The sequence below is a fragment of the Chryseobacterium sp. 27AL genome (assembly GCF_057815395.1).
Genome location: NZ_JBYRIW010000003.1, coordinates 306,130 through 322,497 on the forward strand (window position 1 = coordinate 306,130; position 16,368 = coordinate 322,497).

Annotated in this window: 18 protein-coding genes; 8 read left to right on the forward strand and 10 right to left on the reverse strand. The window is 36.6% G+C overall.

The annotated features are described in order from the left end of the window. Positions 1–82: 82 nt before the first annotated feature. Together AC3WV0_RS08890 and AC3WV0_RS08895 are read right to left on the reverse strand one after the other, a co-directional pair. A complete protein-coding gene (locus tag AC3WV0_RS08890) occupies positions 83–1,357 on the reverse strand; it encodes an acetyl-CoA hydrolase/transferase family protein (RefSeq protein ID WP_488845772.1) in 1,275 nt (424 codons plus the stop codon). Between the two features lie 156 nt (positions 1,358–1,513). Continuing rightward, positions 1,514–2,701 carry a homogentisate 1,2-dioxygenase gene (locus AC3WV0_RS08895; protein WP_488845773.1) on the reverse strand — a complete coding sequence of 396 codons (1,188 nt, stop codon included), beginning with the start codon at positions 2,699–2,701 and terminating at the stop codon, positions 1,514–1,516. Between the two features lie 121 nt (positions 2,702–2,822). On the opposite strand from AC3WV0_RS08895, the gene AC3WV0_RS08900 reads away from it, so the two are divergent. Together AC3WV0_RS08900 and AC3WV0_RS08905 are read left to right on the forward strand one after the other, a co-directional pair. Beyond that, on the forward strand, positions 2,823–4,892 hold the full coding sequence (locus tag AC3WV0_RS08900) for a TonB-dependent receptor plug domain-containing protein (RefSeq protein ID WP_488845774.1): 2,070 nt from the start codon (positions 2,823–2,825) through the stop codon (positions 4,890–4,892). A gap of 204 nt (positions 4,893–5,096) precedes the next feature. Further along, a complete protein-coding gene (locus AC3WV0_RS08905; RefSeq protein WP_488845775.1) occupies positions 5,097–5,564 on the forward strand; it encodes a thioredoxin family protein in 468 nt (155 codons plus the stop codon). A 144-nt stretch (positions 5,565–5,708) separates the two neighbouring features. On the opposite strand, the gene AC3WV0_RS08910 is transcribed toward AC3WV0_RS08905, so the two are convergent. Then, a complete protein-coding gene (locus AC3WV0_RS08910; RefSeq protein ID WP_488845776.1) occupies positions 5,709–6,074 on the reverse strand; it encodes a DUF1304 domain-containing protein in 366 nt (121 codons plus the stop codon). A gap of 64 nt (positions 6,075–6,138) precedes the next feature. On the opposite strand from AC3WV0_RS08910, the gene AC3WV0_RS08915 reads away from it, so the two are divergent. Beyond that, positions 6,139–6,711 (forward strand): Crp/Fnr family transcriptional regulator, encoded by a 573-nt coding sequence (locus AC3WV0_RS08915; RefSeq protein ID WP_488845777.1) that lies wholly within the window; start codon positions 6,139–6,141, stop codon positions 6,709–6,711. 66 nt (positions 6,712–6,777) lie between these two features. Further along, positions 6,778–7,221, forward strand: coding sequence for a carboxymuconolactone decarboxylase family protein (locus AC3WV0_RS08920; protein WP_488845778.1), 444 nt, complete (start codon positions 6,778–6,780; stop codon positions 7,219–7,221). A 52-nt stretch (positions 7,222–7,273) separates the two neighbouring features. Here the strand turns inward: AC3WV0_RS08920 and AC3WV0_RS08925 are convergent, their stop codons facing one another. The 3 genes from AC3WV0_RS08925 to AC3WV0_RS08935 all read right to left on the reverse strand — a co-directional run bounded on the left by AC3WV0_RS08925 (position 7,274) and on the right by AC3WV0_RS08935 (position 8,799). Further along, positions 7,274–7,735 (reverse strand): PPC domain-containing DNA-binding protein, encoded by a 462-nt coding sequence (locus AC3WV0_RS08925; protein ID WP_488845779.1) that lies wholly within the window; start codon positions 7,733–7,735, stop codon positions 7,274–7,276. Between the two features lie 162 nt (positions 7,736–7,897). Further along, positions 7,898–8,185 carry a putative quinol monooxygenase gene (locus tag AC3WV0_RS08930; protein ID WP_488845780.1) on the reverse strand — a complete coding sequence of 96 codons (288 nt, stop codon included), beginning with the start codon at positions 8,183–8,185 and terminating at the stop codon, positions 7,898–7,900. Further along, positions 8,185–8,799 carry an NAD(P)H-dependent oxidoreductase gene (locus AC3WV0_RS08935; protein WP_488845781.1) on the reverse strand — a complete coding sequence of 205 codons (615 nt, stop codon included), beginning with the start codon at positions 8,797–8,799 and terminating at the stop codon, positions 8,185–8,187. Before AC3WV0_RS08935 ends, AC3WV0_RS08930 begins: the two co-directional genes overlap by 1 nt. Positions 8,800–9,018: 219 nt before the next feature. Here AC3WV0_RS08935 and AC3WV0_RS08940 point away from each other — a divergent pair, with 219 nt between their 5' ends. The 4 genes from AC3WV0_RS08940 (at position 9,019) to AC3WV0_RS08955 (ending at position 12,047) form a co-directional block, all read left to right on the forward strand. Further along, complete coding sequence (locus AC3WV0_RS08940) at positions 9,019–9,930, forward strand: LysR family transcriptional regulator (protein WP_488845782.1); 912 nt, start codon at positions 9,019–9,021, stop codon at positions 9,928–9,930. A gap of 28 nt (positions 9,931–9,958) precedes the next feature. Continuing rightward, entirely contained in the window at positions 9,959–10,834 is an 876-nt protein-coding gene (locus tag AC3WV0_RS08945; protein ID WP_488845783.1) for an aldo/keto reductase, read from the forward strand. Between the two features lie 385 nt (positions 10,835–11,219). Continuing rightward, positions 11,220–11,498 carry a RebB family R body protein gene (locus AC3WV0_RS08950; RefSeq protein WP_488845784.1) on the forward strand — a complete coding sequence of 93 codons (279 nt, stop codon included), beginning with the start codon at positions 11,220–11,222 and terminating at the stop codon, positions 11,496–11,498. A gap of 105 nt (positions 11,499–11,603) precedes the next feature. Continuing rightward, on the forward strand, positions 11,604–12,047 hold the full coding sequence (locus AC3WV0_RS08955) for a lipocalin family protein (protein ID WP_488845785.1): 444 nt from the start codon (positions 11,604–11,606) through the stop codon (positions 12,045–12,047). Between the two features lie 146 nt (positions 12,048–12,193). Here AC3WV0_RS08955 and AC3WV0_RS08960 read toward each other — a convergent pair whose 3' ends face one another. From AC3WV0_RS08960 to AC3WV0_RS08975, 4 genes are read right to left on the reverse strand one after another with little or no spacing between them, the layout of a single operon-like run. Next, positions 12,194–13,531, reverse strand: coding sequence for a UDP-N-acetylmuramate--L-alanine ligase (locus AC3WV0_RS08960; RefSeq protein WP_488845786.1), 1,338 nt, complete (start codon positions 13,529–13,531; stop codon positions 12,194–12,196). Between the two features lie 5 nt (positions 13,532–13,536). After that, complete coding sequence (locus AC3WV0_RS08965; protein ID WP_488845787.1) at positions 13,537–13,974, reverse strand: hypothetical protein; 438 nt, start codon at positions 13,972–13,974, stop codon at positions 13,537–13,539. A gap of 11 nt (positions 13,975–13,985) precedes the next feature. Then, positions 13,986–14,792 (reverse strand): lysophospholipid acyltransferase family protein, encoded by an 807-nt coding sequence (locus AC3WV0_RS08970; protein ID WP_488845788.1) that lies wholly within the window; start codon positions 14,790–14,792, stop codon positions 13,986–13,988. A gap of 27 nt (positions 14,793–14,819) precedes the next feature. Next, the gene (locus AC3WV0_RS08975; protein WP_488845789.1) at positions 14,820–15,446 is read right to left on the reverse strand and encodes an NUDIX hydrolase; all 627 of its coding nucleotides are present in this window, start codon (positions 15,444–15,446) and stop codon (positions 14,820–14,822) included. Between the last annotated feature and the right edge of the window lie 922 nt (positions 15,447–16,368).

Below are 16,368 nucleotides of genomic sequence, written 5' to 3' on the forward strand. Positions count from 1 at the left end.
AAATTACGAATTTCTCTCAAATACGAAAAATATTAACAAACAAACGTTAGGTAAGCTATAAAAGCGTTTAAATTAATATCATTTAATGTTTAAATCTCTCATAAGCGGCTCTTTCCAGCATTTCCCTGTCATCAGGATGAGCGATACTGATCAGTTCCTGTGCCCGCTGACGAAGATTTTTACCATACAGATAAGCGGTGCCGTACTCCGTAACAACCCAGTGGATATGTCCTCTTGTTGTCACAACTCCCGCTCCCGGCTTAAGATACGGTACGATTCTCGAAACTCCTTTTTTTGTTCTTGAGGTGATGGCAATGATCGGTTTTCCGTCTTCGCTTAGTGCAGCTCCTCTCATAAAGTCCATCTGTCCGCCGATTCCGCTGTATTGCATGGTTCCGATGGAGTCTGCACATACCTGTCCGGTAAGATCAATTTCAATGGCTGAGTTAATCGCTACCATTTTTTTATTCCGCATAATATTAATAGGAAAGTTTACGGTACCTACATCATCGAAAGAAAATACGGTATTATCATCTACATAATCATAAAGTCTTCGTGTGCCGAAGCAGAAGCTGGTAATGGTCTTATTGTCGTTGTATCCTTTATATTTATTGTTGATCACATCATTTTGAATCAGATCAATAACACCGTCACTCAGCATTTCTGTGTGTACGCCCAGATCTTTATGATTTCCCAAGCATTTTAACACGGCATCAGGAATCGTTCCGATACCCATTTGCAAGGTAGACCTGTCTTCAATCAGTTCCGCCACATTTTTTCCGACTTCCATTTCTTCAGGGCCTACTTTTGAGCCGTAGTCAACGGTTGGAAGCTCTTCTTCATGCCACACCAGTTTATTGATTTTGCTGATATGAATCATTCCGTCTCCATGCGTTCTTGGCATTAAAGGATTGACGATGGCAACAATGATTTTCGCGGTATCTACTGCAGCTCTTGCCACATCTACTGAAGTTCCCAAGGTACAGAAGCCATGCTTATCCGGAGGGGAAACTGTGATTAGAGCAACATCGAGCGGCAGAATATTTTTCCTGAAGAGAATAGGAATTTCACTTAAAAATACAGGTACAAAATCTCCTCTGTCGGAATTTACGGCATCTCTTACAGGTGAAGAAACAAATAATGAATTGACGAAAAATTTATCTTTATACTGGGGCTTTGCAATTTCAACATTTCCCTGCTGCGTAATGGAAACCATTTCAACATTTTCCAGGCGGTGAGATTGTCTTGCAAGCTCGTCGATCAGATGGTTGGGCGTACATGCACTGCCATGGAAAAAAACGCGGTTTCCGCTTTTGATAGTATAAATTGCTTCTTCTGCACTGATATAATTATACATACTGAAATTTTTATATATTTTTTCTCTGACTTAAAGATAGTTTATATTGTTTTTATTAAGACCAAATATGCAAAGATTTTTGTCATGTTTCATGCGGAAATGATCAATAAAAAAACCGGATCTGTCAGATTCGGTTCTTTTATATTTAGTGGAAAATTATTCCTGCGAGCGGTCTTCCATGGTTTTGTCCTGTTCTTCCAGCCATGAAGTTTTATAGGAAGGGTCTTCAACTTTCAGTGCTTCTTCCGTTATTTTCAGCGGACGGAAAGGATCAACCATTACAGCATACTCTTCCGTGAATTTTTTTCCGATACTTCGTTCCATTGCTCCCGGATGCGGTCCATGAACGATTCCTCCAGGATGAAGGGTAAAGTCCATTAGATCAATATGATTACGGCTCATGAAATCTCCTTCCGTATAGAATAAAACTTCATCAGAATCAATATTCGAGTGGTTATACGGTGCGGGGATGGCCATCGGATGATAGTCATACATTCTTGCGCAGAACGAGCAAACCACAAAATTGTGTCCTTCAAAATTCTGGTGAACCGGCGGTGGTTGGTGAATTCTTCCCGTAATCGGTTCAAAATTCTTGATATTAAATTTATAAGGATAAAAATAGCCGTCCCAGCCAACAACATCGAAAGGGTGGGTTGCATAGATGAAATCCGTGATCTGGTTTTCTTTTTTTACTTTAATTAAAAATTCTCCCTTTTCATCTTTTGGCTCAACAAAAGTCGGAGCGACAATATCTCTTTCGCAGAACGGAGAATGTTCCAGCAGCTGGCCAAACTCATTTCTGTATCTTTTCGGAGTGTAGATTGGGGAATGACTTTCCAGTATGAAGAAAACAGTATCGTCCGATTTTAGTTCGACCTGATAAATAGTTCCACGCGGTATAATTAAATAGTCGCCAACAACAAAATCCAGGTCACCGACAAAAGTTTTAAGTGTTCCGCTTCCATTGTGAACGAATAAAAGCTCATCGCATTCTGCATTTTTATAAAAATAATCCGTTGATTTCCGGGGTTTGGAAAGTCCCATTTTCAGGTCATTGTTGACCATCAGAAATTTTCTGCTGTCCAGAAAGTCATCTTCAGGAGTTACATTCATTCCCTTAAACATTCTTGGCGTTACATTTTTGTCAACGGCAATTTTAGGCGTTACATCTTTGGCTTCGCCGATTGATTTGATTTGTGTCGGACGGTGAATATGGTATAATAATGAAGAAATTCCATGAAAACCTTCTGTTCCGAAGAGTTGTTCATAGTAAAATTTATCTTCGGGAGATTTGAAAATCGTATGTCTTTTTTGGGGAATATTTCCCGACTGATGATATCGCATTTTACTTTTATATGTAGTTTTTCAAATGTAATAATTTTTCATGAATTGAATTTAAACAATATACTGGTATAAGTTTCGTGATTAAAAAATAATTGTTAGCTTTGTCTAACAAATTTATTTCATGACACGAATTGTATTTTTTTTACTCTTTTTACCTATTCTGTTTTTTTCTCAAACGGCTGACAGTCTTGAGGCAAAGTCATTAGATAGAAGAGATACGGCGAGAGCTTTACCCAATAGTATTAAAACAAAGGATATAGATGATGTGGTTATGACAGGAACGTTAAAGCCTGTAAGCAGATCAAAAAGCCCTGTCGCTGTAGAAATATACAGTCAGAAATTTTTCCAGAAAAACCCGACACCAAACGTTTTTGAAGCTATTTCAATGGTCAACGGAGTAAAGCCGCAACTGAACTGCTCGGTTTGCAACACGGGAGATATTCATATTAATGGTCTTGAAGGTCCTTACACAATGATCCTGATCGACGGAATGCCAATTGTCAGTTCACTTTCCACAGTATACGGACTGAGTGGAATTCCGAACAGTCTGGTAGACAGAATTGAAGTAGTGAAAGGCCCGGCTTCTTCTATTTACGGTTCTGAAGCAATGGGTGGGGTGATCAATATTATCACTAAAAATGCGCTGACCGCACCGAAATTGAGCATTGATATGATGACAACCACCTGGAGTGAAAACAATCTCGACTTGTCAACAAAATTTAACGTTGGTAAAAATATCGCTTCTTTATTAAGCCTGAATTACTTTAGCTTTGAAAAGAAGTTTGATGAAAATAATGACAATTTTACGGATGCAGCATTACAGAACAGAATTTCTATATTTAATAAATGGAATTTCAGGCGTAAGGAAAACCGGCAGGCAAGCTTTGCATTACGGTATCTGTACGAAGACCGTTTCGGAGGAGAAATGCAGTGGAATAAGTCGTACAGAGGAAGTAATGAAGTGTATGGTGAAAGCATTTATACAAACAGGGTAGAAGCTTTCGGTATTTATCAATGGCCTTTGAAAGAAAATATTATCACACAGTTTTCCTATAATTTTCATGATCAGAATTCATTTTATGGAGACAATCCTTTCACGGCGACTCAAAAAGTTCTTTTTACCCAAACTTATTGGGATAAAAAATTCGGAAACCATGATCTTATTGCGGGATTTACTTTCAAGCGAACTTTTTATGATGACAATACTCCCGGGACATTGTCGTCTGATGGGATCTCAAATGAGCCAATGAGATCTCCTATTTTAGGAGTGTTTATTCAAGATCAATGGGAAATTAACGAAAAAAATACAATATTGCTGGGCTATCGGTTTGATTATGATAAAATTCATCACGAGATCCATTCTCCGCGTTTTGCATGGAAATTTGCTCCTAATCCTTATCATACGCTAAGATTCAATTTTGGGACGGGTTTCAGGGTAGTCAATCTTTTTACGGAAGATCATGCAGCATTGACGGGATCACGTGAGGTTGTTATCCAGTCAGATTTGAAACCTGAAAAATCCATCAATGGAAATCTGAATTACATCTGGAAAATTCCTGCAGGAAAAAATCTGATCAATCTTGATGCGTCTGCATTTTATACGTATTTCAGCAATAAAATTGTCGGTGATTTTGATACAGATCCTGAAAAAATTATTTATGATAATCTTCATGGTTACGGTATTTCACGAGGTTTATCTTTAAATGTTGATTACAATTTCAGTTTTCCGTTAAATATTGGTTTGGGTGTGACTTATCTTGATGTTTATCAGAAGTTTGATGATGAAAGACAGAAGTTGCAACAGCTTCACGCTCCGAAATGGAGTGGAACGTATAATTTAAGTTATAAATTTCCAAATGATTTGACGATTGACTTTACAGGACAATTCTACGGACCAATGCGACTGCCGGTTTTACCGGATGATTACCGCCCGGAATATTCACCGTTTTACACTTTGGCCAATATTCAGGTTTCGAAGGCTTTCAAATCAGGATTTGAAGTGTATGGCGGAATCAAAAATGTATTCAATTTTACCCCTAAAGATCCTTTGATGCGCCCATTTGATCCTTTTGACAGATATATTGATGATCCGGTGAACAATCCAAATCATTATACTTTTGACACAACTTACGGCTACGCTCCGATGCAGAAAATCAGAGGTTTTTTGGGAATAAGATACATTTTAAAATAAAGACTAAGTAATCAAAGATTTTGATACAAAGAATTTATTTTTTAAACAATAATTTTTAGAAAGCAAAGTAAATAAATTGTCATGCAGAGCTTGAGTCGTTAGCTTCATCAAATCAACTTGTTGATCAAACTTTGCTTACTTTAATAAAATACGATACAATTAGAACTTTGCGTAAATCTAATGCAATAAGATAAATACAGTAAAATGAAGAGTATAATACTATTTCTATTTTTAATGTCTATACCAAGTTTTTGTCTTTCACAGATAAAGACAGTTGCCTTTCATGAAGTGGAAGCTCAGAAACAAGAAAATCCAAAGCCGGTCATTATTCATATCTATACAAGCTGGTGCCAGGTTTGTAAGATTGAATCTTTTGAATTGAATAAAGACAAAGATCTGGTAAAATTAATCAATAAAAATTTCTACTTCATTAATTTTGATGCAGAAAAAACGAAAGAGAAAATCCGTTTTCAGGGAGAGGAATTTAATTATGTATCCAACGGAAGTTCCGGAATTCATGAACTGGTTTTGGCTTTATCAAAGAATAAAAAACAGCCTGTTTATCCGTTATGGATTATTATAGATAAAAATGGAAATTTGATTGACTATCATGAGGGTTTGTTTAGAGCTGAGAAGATAAAGAGGAAGCTTGGTGAAATTCTGAATTTTTAGTTTCATGAAATCTTGCGGATTTGGCAGATTTTATTTTAGCCCTGATTGAGCGGTATGTTTGAGCTCTTTTCTATTTTCGGCGGCGGCCTTGCCGCCGCCGAAAATAGAAAAAGCGAGTAGCGAAAGCAGGAGAAAGCTCCTCAATTATTTCAAAAGCACTACAACAATTGCTAAAATCGCTGGCAAAGCCTGAACAAAAAATATCTTTTTCGTCGCTGAAATCGCTCCGTAAATTCCAGCCACGGCAACACATCCAAGGAAAAACAAGGCAATATTGGTTTGCCATTTCGGATCTTCGATAAGAAAAGACCAGATCAGTCCTGCGGCTAAAAATCCATTATACAGTCCCTGGTTGGCTGCTAATCCTTTTGTCGGTTTAAACATTTCTGCGGGTAAAGCTGCCTTGAAAACTTCCTTTCCTTTGGTTTCCCAGGCAAACATTTCCATCCAGAGAATGTAAAGATGTTCGATGGCTACTGCTGCAATTAAAATTTTGGCTACGATCTCCATGATATATTGTTTTGTCTTTGTAAAACTAAAAAAATAAAGTTAAGTTTGATCATAAATCTTATAAATGGAAAGTTTTAAGCAACATTTGGATAAATTTATCACTATTGATGCTGAAGAATTTGCTTCCATCATTTCCTATTTTCAGGTGTTGGAAGTTAAGAAAAAGCAGAATCTGATGTCGGAGGGAGAAATTTGCAGGTCGGTTTTCTTTGTTGTAAAAGGCTGTCTGAGAAAATTTTTTATCAATGAAAAAGGAGTTGAGCAGACAACAGAATTTGCCATAGAAAACTGGTGGATCACCGATACATTCGCCTATGAAAGACAGATAAAATCTAATTTCTTTATTCAGACGGTGGAAAAATCGGTTATTTTAAAAATTGACCTTCAATCTCAGGAAGAATTGTTGAAAAAACATCCGGTGATGGAAAGATACTTCAGAAAAGTCTATCAACGAGCTTATGCTGCGGCGGAGAGGAGAATACGATATCTTTATGAATTTTCTAGAGAAGAGTTATACGTACATTTCAGTACACAGTACCCTTGGTTTATCCAAAGAATTCCGCAATATTTAATTGCTTCATTTTTAGGGTTTACCCCGGAATATTTAAGTGAAATCAGGGCAAAATTGCGTTCTTAAACCAGTTTAAGATTTTTAGGATCTATAAATCGGAACTTTGTCTTAGTAATTTTAAAACAAAATATTATGAACGCAAGATTCGATTGGACAACAGTTCACCCAGCTGCTTACAAAGCAGGAATAGGAATGGAAGAATCCCTTAAAAACAGTTTTTTAACGCCGATTCAAAAAGAATTAGTTAAGATCAGGGCTTCCCAGATCAATGCCTGCGCTTTTTGCCTGAATATGCATACCAAAGATGCATTAAAATATGGTGAAACGCCACAGAGAATTTTCCTCCTGAATGCGTGGAGAGATGCTAAAGAATTGTTCACCGAAGAAGAGCAGATTATTCTACAAATTACGGAAGAAGTTACGCTGATCAGTAATAAAGGACTTTCGGAAGAAACTTATCAAAAGGCAAAAGTACTCTTTAATGAAAATCAGCTGGCAGATATCATCATGGCTGCCGTTGTTATTAATATGTGGAACAGAATTGCGATTTCAACACATATGCCGATCGGGAAATAATTCTTTATATAAAGTAAAAAAGAGCTTTTCATCATCGAAAAGCTCTGATTATTTAAGGACATTTGAGCTGAAGAACATTTGCATTTAAAGGCTGTTCGACTTTCCGGTCTAATTTTTCGTCATTAATATTGATATAAATTTCCATAGAGCCGGTTCCTACATGAAGCGACAAAATATGTCCTCCGTAAGCATTGAATTTGTCATCAGTCGCCACTCCATGTACATGGATCGACGGGCCTTTTTCGTTCCAGGCAACAGACCCGGTTAAGCTCCCCATTTCTACTTTTTTGAATGTTTTGGGATTAAATTTCTTCGCTTCGAAATCATAAAAGCCAAACGTAACTTCTGAAGCAAAACCTATTCCTGTAAAACTTGCCGAAGGAATATTTTCCCTTTTTGCAAGGCTTTCAATGTGAGCAAGCACGTCGTCGCCCTGTCTGAGTACCATCAGGTAGCCGGACGGTGTCTTGATATGCCTGCATGGATCTTTTTGCTGTGCGGAAATTGTATTCATTGTTATAATCATTAATAAAAAGATAAAATTTTTAAAACTATCCATAATCAATTATATTTAATAAAACCATGAAACTTCCACACCAAACAGGAAATATTGAGAAAATTATAAGTCTTTCATTAAATTAAATAAAATAATGTTTACTTTCCTGTACTATTTTCACTAAATAATTTCAGTTAAATAAATCTGTGGCTTTTCCTGGAGTTTTTCTTCAACCAAATCTCCGAACGCCTGAATATAAGGTTGTTTATTATGCTGTTCCAAACCTTCTTTGCTTTTCCAGATCTCGTAGAAAACAAATTGATTTTTATCTTCAATGCTTTGATGAAACCTGTACAATTCATTGGCTTCTTCTTTCACGGTTTCTTTCACCATATTCTGAAGAACCTCTAAAACTTCTGTTCTGTATTCTTCTTTTGCTTTAATGACGGCTGTCAGATAAACTTTCATTACGCTAATTCTGTTTTTAATTCTTTTTCAAGAACTTTAATAAGATGTTCTCTATAAAGTTTCATATCACGTTCAACATTCGCATTCTTTTCTACATCATGAAAATGAAAACTTTCCATTTTTTTCAAAGAAACAAAAGCATTCATTCTGTGAAAACCGAATAATGGTCCGTCGTCAACACTTGTTTCATTAAAAAATTCTCCCGGAAGCGTAAATGCTGTTTCAGGAGCGTTCCAGCTAGTGGTAACCATATATTTTCTTCCTCCCAGCATTCCTCCGGTTCCGTAATTGATTTCCGGATTGTCAGACGTTCTCCCGTCGCTCATGTAAATTCCTTTGGCATGACCTGCTGTAAAGACTTCATCAATATATTTCTTTAATCCGTTCGGCAGCTGAAACCACCAGATCGGTGTATGATAAATGATATAATCTGCCCAAACAAACTTTGCAACTTCTTCACTTTTGTCATATCCTTCATTCACGTTTGTGATTTTCACATCCACATTTTCAAATGTTCGTAAAACATCCAATGTATTTTCTGCTATAGTTGCATTGTATTTTCCTCTGGAATGGCCGAAATTTTGTCCGCCGTTAATAATTAATACTTTTTTCATTTTTGTATAAATAATTTTATGGGTACAAAGGTATTGCGTTGTTTGCTATGAATAAAATAATAAAAATCATAACTAAATATCATTTAAATAATAGTTATTATATTTGATTGTATTTCAGTAAATTATATAAAGTATAGACTTACTTTATCACTCTTATTGATGATGAAAATATTATAATTGTGATTATTTGAATAAATTTGCATCATAAAAGTAATACCTATGGTTAATTTAGAATGGTACCGAACTTTTAAAGCAATTTATAAAACAGGAACCCTTACAGAAGCAGCGGATACCTTATTTATTTCCCAACCCGGAGTGAGTCTTCATCTCAGTTCGCTGGAAGCATATGTTGGATATAAGCTGTTTGACAGAACCGGAAGAAGAATGATTCCTACAGAAAGGGGGAAAGTGTTGTTTAACGCTATTTCAGAACCGCTGTCAAAACTGGAAGAAGTGGAAAAAAACTTTCAGAAATCTACGGAGAAGCTTACGCCCACGATCAGTGTCGGCATGTGTTTTGAGACTTTTCAGACCACATTGGAGCAATATGTTTCAAGTTTGCCATTCAATCTTATCATCAGTTTTGGAGAATATCGGGAAATGCTCGATCAGCTGGACAAAGGAATTTTAGATTTAATCATTACTCCGAAAAAAGGAGTGTCTCCAAATATCGAACATGAAGCATTCTCTTCGGAACAACTCATTCTCGTAGGCGGAAAAGATGTTGATATCGCTGAATTTGAATATGTTTTAAATGATAAAGGCATCGAACATGCAGAAGAATGGCTGAAAAATGAAAAATGGTACGGTACGGCCGGAGATATGGAGCATCTTTTTCAATTTTGGATCCTGAATTTCGGTCATAAGCCGAATTTCCGTCCGAATTATATTGTTCCGAATCTCAATTCTATTGTACGTTGTCTGAAAGGTGGTTCCGGATTAGCAGTCGTTCCTGATTTTCTGTGTAAAAAAGAAATTGAAGATGGCGAAATACAGTTGATCTGGGAAGGCCAGAAACCCCTGAAGAATACGCTTTATTTCGGTTGCAGAAAAAAAACAAATTATCAGAAAGAGATTGATCATATTAAAGGATTGTTCAGGCAAATGATGGGAAAGGAAATTAATGTTTAATAAATTTAAAAATATATAAATAATTATTATGGAAAAGAAAACATACGCAGGACAGCCTGTAATTACATTGAATAATGGTGTTGATATTCCGGCTTTAGGTTTCGGAGTATGGCAGATGGAAGATTTGAAGGAGTGCGAAAATGCGGTCCTCAAAGCTATAGAAACAGGATACAGAATGATCGACACGGCTTCTATTTATCAGAACGAAACTGCCGTTGGGAATGCCATTAAAAATAGTGGAATAGACCGCGAGCAGCTGTTTGTAACCTCGAAGCTATGGGTTCAGGATACTTCCTATGAAAAGGCAAAAAGTGCTTTTCAGAGAACATTAGACAGATTGCAGCTGGATTATTTAGACATGTATCTTATTCACTGGCCCTATGCAGATTTCTTAGGAGCGTGGAAAGCGATGGAAGAACTTTACCATGAAGGAAAGATCAAAGCAATCGGAGTCTGCAACTTTACAGTGGAGAAATTAGAGGAATTAAAAGCTCATGCTCATGTTCTTCCGGTGATTAACCAGATTGAGTTGCATCCGATCTTTCAGCAAAAAGAACTTCAGGTGTACAATAGGGAAAATAAGATCATTACTCAGCCATGGAGCCCGCTTGGAAACGGAAATGCAGGCTTATTAGAGAATGAACAGTTAAAAGCTATTGGTGAGAAATACGGAAAGACGGTGGCTCAGGTTATTTTAAGATGGCACCTTCAGGAAGGATTCTGCGTGATTCCAAAATCGGTTACACCATCAAGGATTGAAGAGAATTTCAATGTTTTTGATTTTGAATTGACAGAAGACGAGATGAATGTAGTACGTTCTTTAGATACCGGGAAAAGATTATTTTTTGATCCTAAAGATCCTGAATGGGAACAGAAAATGTTGAATGCTGTTGCGGATATTTAATTTTAAATAACAAATTAATAGAAAGAGGCTGTCTGAAAGTTTGGGCAGCCTCTTTTTTTCGTCACCAAAATGAATAAGTAATTTTAATGCTCCGGAGGAGCAATATCTGTATAGAAAAAAAACAATGTAATATTGTAAGAACGCCGTAGGTGTGCTATAATAAGACAAAACTAAGGAGTTTTGGTATTACAGGATCATGTATACACAGATCTTGCTACTTCGCAGCAAGATATAGTTAGTTCTTATTTAAAGTTAACTAATAAAAGAGAAAAAGAATTGATTATTCTAAATAATAACTTATCATAGTCTTTGCGTTTTTTATGTTTATTAAAATGTATTTTACAAAAAATTATTTAACTTTACTTTAAACTTAATAACTAAAATTATGGAAACGAAAGTAAATGAACAGATTACAGATTCTGTCACACAGACAAATGTAAAAGTGGTGGGAGATTCTCCTGCGATGTCAATGGCAAACATTTATCAATCTATGGCACATTCTACCGGAATATTATTTCAAAATGCCGTTAATGCTCAGAATCAGCAGAATATTCTTGCACAGGCGGCGGCTAATCAGGGTGTCATGCAGATTTATAGTCTTGATACTGTTTCGGGTGCAATTGCTGTTTCAAAAATATTAAATGGAAATGGCAATGATCATTAAAAAAGATTAGAGCCGGTGGAAAAGGCTGAGAAATTTCACCTGAAACAGAATAAAAACAGCAAAAATTAATAGTATTTTTGCTGTCTTAAAGTATTACAATTAATCATGAACAAAATAGTTTTATCGTTTCTTCTGTTTTCTCTTATTTCCTGCAGCAATGACGAAGATCAAGATCTCAGCAATAAAGCTTCAATTGTCGGAAAATGGTATGTCGAAAAAGCAGAGATTTACCGGTCCTTAAATCAGCAGACCCAGACCTCTTTCTCAACGGATTGCCAGAAAATGAGCACACATGAATTTACTGCTACCCATCTTATTTCGATTTCTTATGCCCAGATCAACAATACCTGCGAAAAAACAGATGTTGTAACAAAGAAATATATATTTGATAAAGGAAACGGCAAATTCTGGTTTGAAAACGAAGAAAATTATCCGTATTTCGTGACCCAACTTAATCAAACCGACATGGTTATGGAAGACCGGACTCAGGATTTTGATGGGGATGGTACCAAAGATGTACTAAGACGTTTTTATAAAAGAATCAATTAAAACAAAAGAAGGTGTATCACAACTAAACGATGTGGGTTGAGAATCGCTTAAACGAAAACCCTTCTCGTATAGGGATACAGTAAAATTTCATAAAAAAGGCCGTTTTCACGAGTTGTGAGACGGCCTCTTATTTTATATTCAATCGTTTATTTTGTAAGATCAAGTCCTCCGAAATTACCCGAACTCATCATCAGGTATACTCCCTGGGATTTATCCAGCGTATTCCAGTATTTGTGAAGATCCTCGGCATTGGTAAAGACTTTCAAGTTTTCATTTTTAAACTTTTCTTTGATCAGATCTGGAGAGATCGGTTCCATTCTCTTGATCTTTAAAGCATCTTCCGAATAAAAAACTACCGCTTCATCAAGCCCATCCATGGCGTGATCGTATTGCTCTAAAAAAACGGGATTAAGGCTGGAGTAAGTGTGCAGTTCCAGAAAACCGTATTTTTTTTCGTTTTTAAACTGCTCTTTAAAAGCTTTTACTGCAGCTTTTACTTTACTTGGCGCGTGGGCAAAATCTTTATAAAGTATTCCTTTATCATCCCTTTGTACTTTTTCAAGGCGTTTTGAAGCCCCTTTAAAACTCATAATTGCTTCATAAAAATCTTCATCCATGATGCCAAGGTGCTGGCAGATGTGTCTTGCCCCTTCAAGATTCAATAAATTATGAGCCCCAAAAACCGATAGTGGAATATCTCCCATTTCTGTTTTCAGATGTACTGTTCCGTTTACGATTTCATACTCGGGAGTTTTATATGGAATTTTTCTGAAATAGTTTTCAGCATTTTCCACTACTTTTACTACTTCAGGATCTTCTTCATTATAGACCAGAATTCCGCCGGGCGTAATGCTTGCTACGAACTTCCTGAACTGGTCTACATAATCATCAAAAGTTTTAAAAACGTTGATGTGATCCCATGCAATCCCGCTCAATAAAGCAATATTCGGTTGATAGAGCAAAAATTTTGAGCGAAGATCAATCGGTGAAGAAAGATATTCATCTCCCTCCAATACCATAAAATCATTATCGCGGGTCAACTTTACCATACAGTCAAAACCTTCAAGCTGAGCACCCACCATGTAATCTACATCTTTCTGATGAAAATTCAGAACATGAAGGATCATGGAGGTAATGGTTGTCTTTCCATGGGAACCTGCGATCACAACCCTGGTTTTATTTTTAGACTGCTCGTATAAAAATTCAGGGTAAGAGTATATTTTTAAACCTAATTCTTTAGCTCTTGCCAATTCAGGATTATCCTGATGAGCATGCATGCCGAGAATGACAGCGTCCAGGTCGGAAGTGATCTTATCAGGAAACCAGCCGAGTGTTTCAGGGAGAATTTCTTTCTTTTCAAGTCTGGATCTTGATGGCTCAAAAATAGCATCGTCCGAACCTGTAACCTGATATCCTTTATCCTTTAATGCAATGGCAAGATTGTGCATGGCACTTCCGCCGATAGCGATGAAATGGGTCTTCAATTGTATTACTGTTTTTTTACATTAGTATTAATGATCTCCTGGAATGCCGTTGTAATGTTTGTCCAGTTGGTTTTATAATTAGGCATTATTGCGCTGGCATCGGTCTTGCTGCCTGAATGATGGCCTTTCTTTATATTGATGGAAGTTGATACAAAATCATAGATTTTCTTATGATCTTCCTCAATTCTCCTGAAATTGTTTTTTGAAAGGATATTGTTCAGCTTTTGTAAATCTTCATTGGAGATTTTAAAATTCTGCTTTATTTTTTTACCCTGGCCTTCAAAAGAATAATGGGCATTATTGCCTTTGATCAAAAGATTTTCGTAAATCGGCGCAAATCCTCCGCTTTTGGAATAGCTGATGTCAAAATCCGAATACATTTTTTGGCTGTTGCACGATACCAATATTATAATTGCGAATAAGATTCCTAATATTCTTTTCATGATTTTCTACTTTAATGATCTGAATCTTTTTGTTCCGTTTTTTTAGCTTTTAATTCTTCATCATATTGATGCAGTACATTAAAATCCTCCGTCTGCTCAATAGCGGTCATTATTTTATGTAAAATTTCCTGAGCATTCTCTTTATCATAATCAATATCGAGTGGTGGTTTAAATTCCATGGTCGGCTTTACTCCTGTTACTTTCACACGAAGTCCCTTTTTATCAAAAGCCCTTCGGAAACCATTTATTTTTATAGGAATTACGATAGGACGCTGGTTCTTGACCAGTTTTGCCGTTCCTCTTCGTCCCTGCGCAAAAGCAGAAGTTGTTCCCTGCGGAAAAGTGGCAACCCAGCCATTATCCAGAGCTTTCATGATATTATCCACTTCACTCATGTCAACCATTCTGTTCACGTTTTTGCCTTCAGCCCGCCATGTTCTTTTTACCGTTACCGCGCCGGCGATTTTAAATATTTTAGGGAGAATTCCTTTATTCATCGTCTCTTCTGCAGCAACATAATAAAAGTCTATTTTAGGATTCAGCAAATAAATCGGATTTTTTATCGTATTAAGATATCCGTTATTCACAGAGCAGAACGCATGATACATCGCAGCAACATCAGCAAAATAGGTTTGATGGTTAGATACAAACAACACATTGGAATCCGGAAGATCCACAAGATTTTCGGTACCTGTAATTTTTAATTTATTAAATCCATTGAATCTTCTGTATGATATGATTCCCAATATGAAAATAATGATCCTTTTTAAAAAATAAGGAGTTCCGAACGCATCGGTGAAAATATTTTTCTTCGCCATCTTTCAATTAAACACAGTGGTGCAAAGTTACATTTTTTTCAGCAACTGGCTGAATTCGCTCAATATCATCGCTGTTGCGCCCCAGATAATATATCCGTTGAAATTTATAACCGGCACATCATTTCCTCCTGCTGTCGGCAGGGCCATGATCTCGGGCTGGTCCGGAAGATTTAAAAAAGAGGTGATCGGGAATTCGATTACTTCCACAGCCTCAGTCTGCTGTAAAATAAACTCAGGATTTTTCCGGGTATAAGATATATAAGGATACACGTAAAAATTACTTGGTGGAATATAAATAGGAGACATTTCCCTTATGATTCTCACATAATGCTTTTCAATCCCGATTTCCTCAGAAGTTTCACGAATGGCAGTCTCGGCAAAGTCTTTATCCATTTCTTCACGTTTTCCGCCAGGTAACGAGATTTGTCCGCTGTGTCTGTCGTGCTCATTGATGGTTCTTTGGATCAGAGGAAAGTGCCACTCATCATTTTTAAGATAAAGAATAATATTGACAGCCGCAAACTTAGGATTTTTCGTTAAAACCTCGTCATAAGTAAACACAGGACGGTAGGGTGGTGAGAAGACTCCATGTGCGTTCTCTCCCGGCAATGCAGTGCTTTTAATTTTCCTTAGCAAATCTTTTCCAAAACTCATATCCAAATTTAATAATATATTTTTAAGAAAGGAAGCAATACGACAGTTTTAATAATCACCGACATAAATATCATAATAATATGGTACCTATTATATATGATAGATTCATATTTCAATATAAGGCCATCTTCCTCTTCCTAAAACCCACCAACAGAACTTACACTCGTTAACTCCCAAACTTTCTCCAACCCTTTTACTCTCGTACCCACTAACTCATCTGTTTTTCAAGGGAGCTTTTTCCGGCTATCCGCTCATACTCCTCGCGCCGAGCTTTCTGGGCTTCCCATCGCTATTCCGCCGCTGGCCCAAGCGTTCCTTTTCGTGCTGTGGGGTAACCGCTTCTATCCGGGCTAGGGTATGAGGACTTTCTTTCAACAGTCGCCATCCAAATATTACCCCAACCCCCAAACACATTTAATAAAGAGGGCCACTCAAAATAAAAGCACCTGAATATTATAAATTCACAATCTGCGTCATCAGCCAAATCCGCGAGAGATTAAATTAAAACAAAACCATAAACACGCCCTCCAACACAACTTCCCACCAACCCTATACCCCTAAAGTCTCAACAACCAAACGTTAGTTTAAAATTATTCTCCCTAGGTTTCAGGGATTTAAGAGTTAATATGAACAGAACATTAAACTTTATGTTAAATAGACTTGTTTTGTACGAATAATAAACCCTATCTTTGCCCCACTGAAAACGAGAGATAGTAAGTAGCGCAGAAGAGCTTTTAGATAAGCGGTAATAAATAAATACTCTAAAAAGGATATAAAAAAACAGTTTTAACTTTAAAATTTTTTAAGGAAAAAAGTTGTGGAATTAAAAAATATTTGTATCTTTGCAGTCCGGTAAAACGGAGCGTAGGAGTAAGGGATTGAAGGTTTGGGAAAGAGTTAAGGTTAAGAAAAAAAAACTTTA

What these genes read in the sequence shown, in the direction of transcription:
- AC3WV0_RS08890 (WP_488845772.1), bottom strand. Translation starts at nt 1,357, where the DNA reads ATGTATAATTATATCAGTGCAGAAGAAGCAATTTATACTATCAAAAGC.
- AC3WV0_RS08895 (WP_488845773.1), bottom strand. Translation starts at nt 2,701, where the DNA reads ATGCGATATCATCAGTCGGGAAATATTCCCCAAAAAAGACATACGATT.
- AC3WV0_RS08900 (WP_488845774.1), top strand. Translation starts at nt 2,823, where the DNA reads ATGACACGAATTGTATTTTTTTTACTCTTTTTACCTATTCTGTTTTTT.
- AC3WV0_RS08905 (WP_488845775.1), top strand. Translation starts at nt 5,097, where the DNA reads ATGAAGAGTATAATACTATTTCTATTTTTAATGTCTATACCAAGTTTT.
- AC3WV0_RS08910 (WP_488845776.1), bottom strand. Translation starts at nt 6,074, where the DNA reads ATGGAGATCGTAGCCAAAATTTTAATTGCAGCAGTAGCCATCGAACAT.
- AC3WV0_RS08915 (WP_488845777.1), top strand. Translation starts at nt 6,139, where the DNA reads ATGGAAAGTTTTAAGCAACATTTGGATAAATTTATCACTATTGATGCT.
- AC3WV0_RS08920 (WP_488845778.1), top strand. Translation starts at nt 6,778, where the DNA reads ATGAACGCAAGATTCGATTGGACAACAGTTCACCCAGCTGCTTACAAA.
- AC3WV0_RS08925 (WP_488845779.1), bottom strand. Translation starts at nt 7,735, where the DNA reads ATGAATACAATTTCCGCACAGCAAAAAGATCCATGCAGGCATATCAAG.
- AC3WV0_RS08930 (WP_488845780.1), bottom strand. Translation starts at nt 8,185, where the DNA reads ATGAAAGTTTATCTGACAGCCGTCATTAAAGCAAAAGAAGAATACAGA.
- AC3WV0_RS08935 (WP_488845781.1), bottom strand. Translation starts at nt 8,799, where the DNA reads ATGAAAAAAGTATTAATTATTAACGGCGGACAAAATTTCGGCCATTCC.
- AC3WV0_RS08940 (WP_488845782.1), top strand. Translation starts at nt 9,019, where the DNA reads ATGGTTAATTTAGAATGGTACCGAACTTTTAAAGCAATTTATAAAACA.
- AC3WV0_RS08945 (WP_488845783.1), top strand. Translation starts at nt 9,959, where the DNA reads ATGGAAAAGAAAACATACGCAGGACAGCCTGTAATTACATTGAATAAT.
- AC3WV0_RS08950 (WP_488845784.1), top strand. Translation starts at nt 11,220, where the DNA reads ATGGAAACGAAAGTAAATGAACAGATTACAGATTCTGTCACACAGACA.
- AC3WV0_RS08955 (WP_488845785.1), top strand. Translation starts at nt 11,604, where the DNA reads ATGAACAAAATAGTTTTATCGTTTCTTCTGTTTTCTCTTATTTCCTGC.
- AC3WV0_RS08965 (WP_488845787.1), bottom strand. Translation starts at nt 13,974, where the DNA reads ATGAAAAGAATATTAGGAATCTTATTCGCAATTATAATATTGGTATCG.
- AC3WV0_RS08970 (WP_488845788.1), bottom strand. Translation starts at nt 14,792, where the DNA reads ATGGCGAAGAAAAATATTTTCACCGATGCGTTCGGAACTCCTTATTTT.
- AC3WV0_RS08975 (WP_488845789.1), bottom strand. Translation starts at nt 15,446, where the DNA reads ATGAGTTTTGGAAAAGATTTGCTAAGGAAAATTAAAAGCACTGCATTG.